Origin of the sequence: Coleofasciculus sp. A1-SPW-01 (genome assembly GCF_040217205.1) — a bacterium.
Classification (GTDB): domain Bacteria; phylum Cyanobacteriota; class Cyanobacteriia; order Cyanobacteriales; family Coleofasciculaceae; genus Coleofasciculus; species Coleofasciculus chthonoplastes_A.
In genome coordinates this window covers 70,751-81,622 of the sequence record NZ_JAVJNP010000048.1, presented here as the reverse complement: position 1 = coordinate 81,622, position 10,872 = coordinate 70,751, and the positions used below count along the sequence as shown (strand labels likewise).

The window sequence follows — 10,872 nt, the reverse complement described above, 5'->3', positions numbered from 1 at the left end:
TGTCGCTCTCCCCAAAATAAGCTGTCATGCATTTAAATTGGGTATTAGTAGCGAGTAAGATGCTTGATGTAGCGAGCAAGATGCTTGATGTAGCGAGCAAGATGCTTGATGTAGCGAGCAAGATGCTCGCACTACGGCAAGGATTGCGCCATTATTGATATTAAGGTTTAAATGCCGAACAGCTTATAGTTTTAGCCATTGAGTCTACTATGAACAGGATCACGATTCAAAACTTTGATGATGACCTGAAAAATCGCCTCCAAAAGCGAGCTGAACATTCGGGACGTTCTCTTGAAGAAGAAGCTAAAGAAATCCTCCGCGCTGTATTAACAGATCAAGTTCCTAAACCCTTAAATTTAGCCTTGGCTATCGAGCGACGTTTTACCCATTTTGGCGATTTTAAACTGCCAATGATTCCTAGGGAACCCTTACGCGAACCCCCTAATTTTGAAGAGTTAAATGATAGTCCTTGATACAAATGTTGTGTCTGAACTGATGCACCCGAAAGGCTCATTAGTGGTTCGTCAATGGGTAGCCGCACAACCCATAACAAATCTTTTTGCCACAACCATCACTGAAGCTGAAATTCTTTATGGCATTGCTTTGTTACCTTCTGGTAAACGCCAAACTGAACTTAACCAAGCTGCTCAATTGATGTTTGCTGAAGATTTTGCCGGACGTATTTTACCGTTTGATGAAACAGCCGCGATCGCTTTTGCTAGAATTGCTGCTGAAAGAAGACGGATGGGGAAACCCATCTCCCAAGCTGATGCTCAAATAGCCAGTATTTGTTACACTTGCCCAGCTACTCTTGCTACTCGTAATGTTTCTGATTTTGAAGGATGTGGGATTGCAATTGTTAATCCTTGGGAATCTGACTGAACTAAACACAGGTAACATAGATAACGAAGGATGAGGAGTATAGCGGTTTGACGCCTTCAAGGGCGGGATAGGAGCCTTTACAGGTGTTTATCGGCGACGAAATAAGAAAAAAAGCTAAAGCTACGCCGAGATCTCTATCTCAGGGATGAGAATGGATCTGACAGAATTAGTAGTTTTTACTTATAACTACGATGGCTGCGCCTTTAAGCTTACAGGGTTGTCTGCTGATACTCCCCCTAGTTTGGCTCATGACAGGGAGTGGGTTCAGGGCTACCGCTAATCCTGATCATGTTTTCACCTCAGCGACTGGGTTAGGGGAGGTGGAAATGCAACATCTGACTGATCCAGTTGTGCAGCTATCCCCTCCAAACAGTGAAGCAGAAGCCTCTTCGCTACTGGCTTCAGTTTGTCCGGATACCAAGGAGTTTCACCAGCAACATTCTGCGATCGCGTTTCCAGTCGAAAATATTCCAGCGCTGACGATTAAGGTAATTGGCAATACAGTGTTTAGTCGTGAGGAAGTGATGGATGCGGTTAGGGAAGTGACTCAACCCCTAGAGAAGCGATATGTCACGGTAAGATTTTTGCTGACAGCACCGAAAAAATACACCCAACGAGAAGAGTTTGCTGACTTGAACAACGTCCTTAAAAAATTGCCGGATAACATTGCTGGAGCCATTACTGACCTTTATCTCACAAAGGGTTACATCAACTCTCAAGCAGAAGTTTCCAGCTTTGAGAATGGGGTTGTGGAAATTTGTGTGATTGAGGGAAGTTTAGAGCAAATTCAGATCTTTGAAATCATTGAGACTGAGGAGAGTGGAAGCCGCCAGATTACGGACAGTGAAAACCAAGAAGAAAATACAGAGGTTCAAAAAGTTGAAGTAACAGGACGATGGGCATCTTATATTCGCGATCGCATTCAATTGGGTACAGGGACTCCCCTGAATACGGCTGAACTGGAAGACCAACTGAGATTACTACGTGACGATCCCATTATCGGGGGTATAGAAGCGCGTTTAGTCGCAACTGGGGAGAGAGGGCAAACGAATCTCAATGTTCACTTCACTAAAGCGAATCCCTTTGAGGGTAGTGTACGTGCTGATAACTTCTCACCGCCGAGTGTTGGTTCTGAACGATTGGGCGTTGAGTTAAGCCATCGTAATTTAGCGGTTGTTGGAGATAGAATTTCCTTTTACCGTTCGGCGACGTTGGGCGCTGATGTACTGGATTTGGGCTATCAACTGCCGCTCAATTCAATGAACGGTACACTGAGACTGAGAATAGCACCGAATAGAAATGATATTATTCAGTCAGAGTTTGATGACTTTGATATTCGAGGAGAAACGGATCTATATGAAATTGTTTATCGTCAACCGTTGATACGCAAGCCTCGTGAAGAGTTTGCCTTATCCTTGGGTTTTACCTTCCAAGAGGGTCAGACGTTTATTTTTGATTCTTTAGGGATTCCCTTTGGCATTGGTCCGGATGAGGATGGGGTCAGTCGCACGAGTGTAATCCAGTTTGGACAAGAGTATCTGCGTCGTTCATCGCGGGGGGCGTGGTTTTTGGGTTCACAGTTTAGTTTTGGGACGGGTTTCTTTGATGCGACGACAAATGAGGGGGAGGTTCCAGATGGACAGTTCTTGAGTTGGTTGGGTCAAGTGCAACGGGTGCAACGAATCGGTGGGAATCACTTGTTGGTTGTTCAAGCTGAATTACAATTGACGCCGGGTAGTTTATTACCAGCTCAACAGTTTGTAATGGGTGGGGGTCAATCGGTGCGGGGTTATCGACAGAATGTCCGTTCTGGGGATAATGGGTTTCGCTTCTCAATTGAAGACCGGATTACTTTGGATCGAGATGAGTTGAATAACCCGTCTTTGCTGCTGGCTCCTTTTGTTGATACCGGGGTGATCTGGAATCATCCCGATAATCCGAATCAGTTACCATCAGAGCAGTTTCTAGCAGGTTTAGGTTTAGGATTAATTTGGTTCCCAGAACCAATACCGGGACTGGAATTGCGTGTTGACTATGGTTTGCCTTTAGTGAGTATTGGCGATCGGGGGGATAATTTCCAGGATTCAGGTTTATACTTTAGTGTGAGGTATGGGTTTTAGCTATTTATAAAGGAGTTTACCCTTTTTGTATCCCAGGAATTTAAGTGATTAATTTGCTTAAGCAAGTAACGAAAGAAATGACAGATAATCCAAACAACTCTATAGAAGAAATTGTAGAAGAATACAAAAAAAGACTTCAGGATTTGAAAGAAAATCCCTATGAGCATCCTAGAAATAATTTCTGGCTTGCTTTCATTGCTCAGTTTTTTAGATTAAGGTGTTTCAGTAAAATTTTCAGAGGGAAGTATTTTCGAGGAAACCCAAAGATTTCAGAACAAAAAACTCCCGAATATTTTCAGTTTATAAATACTATAATGAATGTGTTGTCTGTACGTGATCAGCTTGATCTGCTATTAGTTGAAAAACATTATATTGCCACAGCTACGCTAGATGAAATTCGTAAATTAGATCAGCAATTAAAGGAGCAAGAAAACAGAATTACTACAACAGTAGATTTGGCAGAGTGGCGCGAAATTCTAAAACCAAAAACTCAAGGATGGTGGTGGTTTCTCGTTCATCCTTGGGATCAACATGATAGATTGTGGGGATTTTGTACGCTTGTTTGTTTAGCAATATTTCTTACTTTTGTAGCCGATATTGTCCCACGGTTCTGGGCAGGGGGTCCAAGTACATTCGGAGCTGCGGCGATTATTGGATCGACTATATTAAGCCTAGTCCTTGGTGGAGAAGCACTAACTCAAGTGTTGCGCGGACAAGAAATATTAGAAAGAGTCCTGAAAAATTTTAATATTCATAAGTATTTTTATCAAGAGACAATGGCATTTATTGCCTTGATATTAGCGCTTACTATCTGGATAATTCATTTATCGTCACTTCCTCGGATTGCTGTTTATTTTCGTGAACAAGGATGCAAGGAATATTATCATAACAAAGAATGCCCTGATAAGCAGAGCGAAGAATACAAGCAGAGCGAAGAATACAAGCTGAACGAAAAAGACAAGACAATTAATGTAGCTAAAGCTGAATCGTCTTTTAAACGAGCGCTAGCTTTCAACCCAGATGATGCAAAAACCTATTTCTTTTTAGGTCTACTATATGAAGATTTACAGAATTATGAGCTGGCTCGTACTCATTACCAAATAGCCGCCCAAGGAGGTAATAACAATGCTTATAACAATTTGGCACGTCTTTATATTCTTGATAAGAAATATACTGCTGCTGCTGGTGTACTACAGCAGCTTAGGTTACGCGAAAGAGACAAAAATAATGTTGATTTGGAATATGCTTTGAACAAAAACATCGGCTGGCTAAAATTAAAACTTGGTCAGTTTGAGAGAGCGGAAATGGATCTTCAGAGAGCTATTAAAATTGCCGATAATAAGGCTCCTGCTCACTGCTTACTAGCAATGGTAATAGAAGAACTAGAAAAACAAGGAAAGAGTAAAGAGGCACTCGATGAATGGGAAAGCTGTCACGACTATAACGATGCTGCACTACCAGAGGATTTTATCTGGTTAAACATGGCATTGGAACGAATTGATGCCCAGGAATAGCCCAGTTACTTTCTTCAACAGAAGTAAATTGTTAAAATTGAAGGAAATGCGTTTACCCTCTTGAGTAAGATTATGAAACACACAAAGCTTTTTATAAATGCTTTTATTCTATCTTGTGCTACTGCCATTATTTCAATGCCTGCTGCCTTGGCTAGTTACATTAGGGAGCCTATTGGTCTAGTAGAGCTTAAACCCAAAGGCAAGAATAATTTTGAGCCAATAGGTATGGGTGAGAGAGTTGGAAGTGGAGATCGGCTAAGACTAGGTAGAGGAGCAGAGGTTGAGCTAGTCTGTTCCAATGGTAATTCCGTGCGACTATATTATTCTGGTAAAACAGAGTCAGTACAAGAACATTGCCCTGGTAGTCCACCAATTATTCGGACAGGTTTCAATAATAATATATCTGGAGGAAATAATCCGCATCTCCCCTATGTCATCAGTCCTCGCATGACCTATTTGCTCACCGAAAAGCCTACTCTACGCTGGAACGAGGTGGAAGGAGTAACGAGCTACACCGTTCGAGTGGAGACAGAAGATCGAGAGTTGCTGTGGCAGACTACAGTAAGTTCAACGGCAGTTGATTACCCTGGTAATGCCCCATCCTTGGAATGGGGAGAAAAATATTTAGTGGTCGTTGAAGCCAGTAACGGAGCATCCTCTCGGAGCGATCTTGGAGCTAATCTAGGATTTGAGATACTCGAGGAATACAGTATTCAAAGAATACAAGAGGCAGAGAGAAGCATCACTCAAAACTCAACAGGCGATGATAGAGCGATTTCTCTAGCTGATCTCTACCAACGGGAATATCTAATAACTAATGCCATTAAAACACTCAAAGAGAAGGCAGACCAAGGAAGCCCAAATGCCCTTATCTACATGAGGTTGGGCGATCTTTATCGATTATCAGGGTTAAATTTGCTAGCTGAAGTTAGTTATGAAATGGCAATCCAATTACTGAGTGCTGCCCAACAACAATACAGTTTAGCTGAGACGCAGGCTCGCTTAGCAAATGTTAAGTTGCTCTTAGGGAAAGAGGACGAAGCTGAGAGACTATTGGAACAAGCAATAGCTGGATATAGGGCTATAGCAGCTAACGAGAAAGCAAATGCTATAGAGGAGCGATTGCCAGTACAACCAATTGAGCCAAACCCACCAGAAGGAATACTTACACCGATAGATGTGCGTTAAAAAATAGTTATAGACAAAACGGTTTTCAAGTCAAACCTTTGAGCTTACCAGGGATTTCCAATCAGTGTAAAACCACTCCAATAGTAGGGATGATTGAACATTCGATCTGTGGTCTCCCAATCAGCGGGTAAGGGGATGTTGCCATCGGGTGTTATTATTTGCTTACCCTCTATTCTCACGTCCCCCCTGCTCATGGCTAGTTGAGCCAGTCGCAAAGCTTCTGCTTTGACAGGTGTTTTCCTCAATTGCTCGTAAAAGGCTGCCATGAGAACTAGTGTTCCCTCATCATCAACAGACCATAGACTTCCCAAAGCAGATTTTGAACCAGTTTCCGTTGCTAAACCAGCAAATCCTAATTCTGATTGTCGGTTGCCCAAACTTGTTCTACAGGCACTCAAAACTAATAGCTCAACAGGCACATTCTTCAGTTTTAGTTCCTCTAGTTGGTCAAGTGTTAGTTTTTCCTTTTCCCACAATTGAATAAAGGAGTTACTAGGAGACCCAGACTCAAAGTGAGCATGAGTAGCTAAGTGGATAATACTAAATTTTCCTGAAGAAATTTGTGCTTGAAGGGTTTCCTTTTGAAACTTATCATTGAGGAAATTCCGTCCAGTCCCAGGCCAGAGTTGCTCTGCAACCACCTCCAACTCCACTGGTACTGCTGCTAAAAAACGTTGGTTAATGAATTCAGAGGCTCCCATAGCTAGGACTTGAGCTTTTTTTATATCTTCGTAGGAAGTACTGGTCAGACTGAGGCTTGGCATCAAACCAATACTGTATCTTTCTAAAAGCAATCCCTGATCATCTTGTAGTGCAGCAATCGGAAATGAGCGTAATGTCTTATCCATAAGGAACACTAGATTGTCAATGTTTCTAGATCGTAAATCCTTTTCTAGAGGAGCAACTAGCCATTGATAGAATTTTTTTGCATCGTTAGCATAATCAGAAGAGGGATTTTGCCGTATGATTTTTCGGTAAAACCTTTCTGCCTCGTCCTCAACTTGCTCATATGTAATTCCCGGTACTCGTCGCCAAATTGATCGCCCTCTAGAAGTCACCAGCACAAGATGTAGTTGCTCGTCGGGATTAGGCTGTTCTCGCTCATGTAGAAGCTGACGCCGACCAATGTTATTCCTCACCTGTCCTAACTGAGGCAATTCCCAAAGTACGTTTGCATCCGGTTCTTCTGAATTGATTGGGTCAGAGGGAGAAGCATTTGATGGGAGGAAGAACGCATAGATAAGCGCTGACCGAACTCCTGTTTGCTCCTCAATCGCCCGAAGTTCTTCCTGAGCATCCTCTAGTGTTTTAATCGGAGTACCAGACTGTCCTAGATACTGCTCAAACTCACTGGTAAACAATTCCTCTAATTCAAAAACCAACTCTGGGAGAGGATTACTCGCCCTCAAGTTGCTGATTTCAAGATTACAGTCAGGTGGACAATTGCCAGCTATAAAAGAGTTGTCTTGAGGTGAATTAAAAGCGTTATCTTGAGGGACGAAATCAATATTACTAGGAGAAATACCTTGGCTGATAACATTTGGTAAAGACTGGGGTGGCAAAATCACAGAAGGTAGCGGCGAGACCACAAAAGAGTTATTTTGAGCAATGATCTGAATATCGCTTGGCGGAGTTCCCTGGCTATAAGAACCTGAAAAAGACTGGGGTGGCAGAATTGAATTATCAGTGCCAGTAGTAATAGCTCCAGCCGTTCCATTTAAAGAGGCATTTCCTACATCAAAGGCAATACCAACACCACCTCCATGTCGAATGATAACTTGACCTCCTTCACTCCCAGCAGCAGTGGAAATGCTGGTATCTATATTATTCTGGTCTGTAAACGTGCCTGTGGCGCTGAAAAATCCGTTGGCGGTAATGTCAACATCACCCCCCATCCCACTGTCTCCACCTTGAGCATTGATAGAGGTAACTTGAACATTTCCTTGAGCGTTAAGAGTTACGTTTCCACCGTTACCAATACTTTCATCACTTGCCGAACTGGTATTAATCTGTGCCGTGTTAATGTCATCCCCTGCCGAAAGTGCGATCGCTCCCCCATTCCCACTTGCTGAACTGGTATCAATCTGTGCCGTGTTAATGTCATCCCCTGCCGAAAGTGCGATCGCTCCCCCATTCCCACTTACTGCACTGGCATCAATCTGTGCCGTATCGATATTACCAGCACTAGACAATGAAATAGTTCCCCCATCTCCAGAAACCGAACTGGTATCAATCTGTTCTGTTTGAATCTCACCAGCACCAGACACAGTGACAGTTCCCCCATTTCCGGAATCCGAACTGGCATCTATCTGTGCCGTGTTAATCTCACTCACACCAGAAAGTGACAACGAGAGCGTTATCTGTCCCGAATCAGTATCAACAGTAACCTCATCAGCACTAGACAAAGAGACAGTTCCCCCATGTCCGGAAACCGAACGGGCATCTATCTGTGCCGTGTTAATCTCACCAACACTAAACAAAGAGAGAGGTCCCCCATTTCCGGAAACCGAACAGACATCTATCTGTTGCGTACTATTGTCATCAGGGGGAGAAAATGAGGACGTCATCTGTCCCGTATCAGTATCATCAGCAATATCAACAAAACCGGAAAAAGAGACAGTTCCCCCATTTCCAGAAACGGAACTCGCATCAATCTCTGCCGTATTAATATCACTCGCACCCGAAAAGGAGATACTCCCTGCATTTCCCAAATCCGCACTCACATCAATCTCTGCTGTATTCACATCACCAGCATTAGAAAAGGAGATAGTTCCCCCACTCCCATCTCCACTTTCAGCACTCGCCTTAATTTCAGCCGTGTTAATCTCATCAGCAGCAGACAGTGCGATCGCGCCAGCGTTGCCATTAATTGAAAAAGCCCAAATTTCTCCTGAACGGGTATCAATCGAACCATTGGTACTGGTTAGAGAAATTTGACCCCCGTTACCCGTTTTTGCACTAGAAATCAGTGTTCCCTCACCGTTTTCACCCAAAAGACCTGTGGTTGTGATATTACCTCCCGCTTGCAAGGTTATCGATCCAGCATCCCCTGTCGGATTAACGTAACTACCGATAGACTTAACCGTAATATTGCCCCCAGCTTGTAACGCTACAGAACCTCCCCTACCATCAGGCGTTACAGATAAGATATCTCCAGAACTCGTATCAATAGAACCATTCGTACTGATAAGAGAAATATCACCCCCATTGCCGCTACCATTAACACTCACCGACGTATTTATACTGGCGTCTGCTATATCAGTAACGCCTGCTGAGATATTTTCCGGATCGACGAGTTCTACAAGAAAATTCTCTATCGTTGTGATATCCCCCGCCGCTTGCAACGTTACAGAACCAGCATTCCCTGTATTCACACTGGTATCAATACCATCAAACACAATCCCGCCCGTTGTCGCGGTTAACTCGACCGAACCACCTGCTGTAGTTAGGCGTGAATTAATCTGAATATCTCGACCCGCCTCAAAGCGAATCGTCTCACCAAACGTCTGATTGGTGAAATTCAAATTCGTCCCAGCCTGGGCAATAATATCCTGCTGCGCTTGCAGAAGAATATTACCCGTCAAAGCAGTCAATGCTGTGTCATCAATTTCAAAATCAACCGCATTCCCACCATCATTAAAGAGAATTTCTTCATCTACGCCAGGAGAAATCTGACCATTATCATCAGCCACCCCATCATTTGGCTCAATAATAATATCTCTAGGGTCGAGTAAAATAGTCCCATCTTGACCATTTGCCGCCGACACATCAACATAACCACTAAAGGCTAATGCGTCTTTTCCCGACACCTCAACAAAGCCACCATCCCCAGAATCACTCCCCCCACCAGCGCTAATATTGCCATTAAACCCAGTGGCGTCATCCGCCCAAACAATCACCTGTCCCCCATTCCCTTCAACCAGCGCATCCGCATTAATCCTCGAATCTGCACTAACAACCGTCCGCGACGCATTCGGTATAGTACCCTGACCTTGATAATCCCCTCCCACTCTCACCAATCCACCGCCGTTTGTACCCGAAGCATCCACCGTAGCCCCGAATACACCAACGCGCTGACCTAAAATATTCACCTCACCGCCAACTTTGCCTACACCTGAATTAGAGACATCTAGGCTACCAGAGGCGATCGCACTTCCTTCAGTTGTGGGTATCCTTGTCCCAGACTCCCCTAACTGCACCGTACCATCCGCATCTACCGTCAATCCCGTCTCCATACCCGTCGCCCCAACCGTCAGCAAATCCGGTAAATCCCGCGCGGTAAACGATAACAGTTGTCCATCCACTGTCCGAGGTGCTTTAATCTCCAAACTCAACAAATGTCCCGACTGACGAATCCGAACCCGATTTTTCCCCGGTACAGCCGCGATCGTAATGGTTCCTCCAGGTGCCCGAATTTCGCCCGTATTAACCACAGTACCACCCAGCAGGGTTAAGGTTTGACCTTCTAGCACCTCCAAGTTGCCCGCATTAATAATACTTCCCGGTTGTATCGAATCAAACGCAAACTGACTCGGTGTACCGCTTAAATTCGAGTAGTCATTCTCACCAAACCCATTGAACCAATACCCATTCTCAAAACCCACACCCGTCGCCGTTGTCAGCGTAAACGCCGCCGGAACATTAATTTGAGCCTCTGAACCCAGCACCCAGCCAGCCGGATTCATCAACACTAAATTAGAGTTACCCCCCATAACCTGAATTAACCCATTAATCTGGGAAGGATCACCGCCAACAACTCGCCCGATAATATGCTGAATCGTAGGATTGGATAAAAAATTGGCAATCTGACCCGAATCTAAGCCAAACTGCTCAAAACTGTGGAACAGATTTGCCCCATCTCCTGAAAACGTGCCACCGTGGATATCGAAGCGGTTTCCATCCGGTGTTACCATCGTTCCCGTGCCATCTGCTGCTGGAGTAATGGATTGAGCATCGGTAGAGGAAGGAGCGAGCATTCCTGCCAACAAGAGAAGCAGAAAAGTCCAAAGCGGGCGAACTTTAGGATACGGCATGGTTCAATAACCTTTTACGCTCTCTAACGAAAAGTTTCCCCCATAAACTGACTTTTTTTGCCAAACGACCAAAAATCTTAACAAATAGGACTTACACAAATCCTTTATGTGTAGGGTGTGTTAGCGTAGCTTAAC

6 protein-coding genes are annotated in these 10,872 nt (G+C 44.1%); 5 read left to right on the top strand and 1 reads right to left on the bottom strand.

All coding sequences use genetic code 11. From position 1 onward, the window contains the following. Positions 1-209 precede the first annotated feature (209 nt). From RH949_RS08600 to RH949_RS08580, 5 genes are all read left to right on the top strand, one after another. Positions 210-473 carry a FitA-like ribbon-helix-helix domain-containing protein gene (locus RH949_RS08600; protein ID WP_446352567.1) on the top strand — a complete coding sequence of 88 codons (264 nt, stop codon included), beginning with the start codon at positions 210-212 and terminating at the stop codon, positions 471-473. Then, positions 460-882 carry a PIN domain-containing protein gene (locus tag RH949_RS08595; protein ID WP_446352566.1) on the top strand — a complete coding sequence of 141 codons (423 nt, stop codon included), beginning with the start codon at positions 460-462 and terminating at the stop codon, positions 880-882. Before RH949_RS08600 ends, RH949_RS08595 begins: the two co-directional genes overlap by 14 nt. Positions 883-1,208: 326 nt before the next feature. Further along, complete coding sequence (locus RH949_RS08590) at positions 1,209-3,002, top strand: ShlB/FhaC/HecB family hemolysin secretion/activation protein (protein ID WP_446352565.1); 1,794 nt, start codon at positions 1,209-1,211, stop codon at positions 3,000-3,002. A gap of 77 nt (positions 3,003-3,079) precedes the next feature. Next, entirely contained in the window at positions 3,080-4,516 is a 1,437-nt protein-coding gene (locus tag RH949_RS08585) for a tetratricopeptide repeat protein (protein ID WP_446352564.1), read from the top strand. A 72-nt stretch (positions 4,517-4,588) separates the two neighbouring features. Further along, positions 4,589-5,704 carry a tetratricopeptide repeat protein gene (locus RH949_RS08580; RefSeq protein WP_446352563.1) on the top strand — a complete coding sequence of 372 codons (1,116 nt, stop codon included), beginning with the start codon at positions 4,589-4,591 and terminating at the stop codon, positions 5,702-5,704. A 44-nt stretch (positions 5,705-5,748) separates the two neighbouring features. On the opposite strand, the gene RH949_RS08575 is transcribed toward RH949_RS08580, so the two are convergent. Then, on the bottom strand, positions 5,749-10,737 hold the full coding sequence (locus RH949_RS08575) for a CHAT domain-containing protein (protein ID WP_446352562.1): 4,989 nt from the start codon (positions 10,735-10,737) through the stop codon (positions 5,749-5,751). Positions 10,738-10,872: the final 135 nt, after the last annotated feature.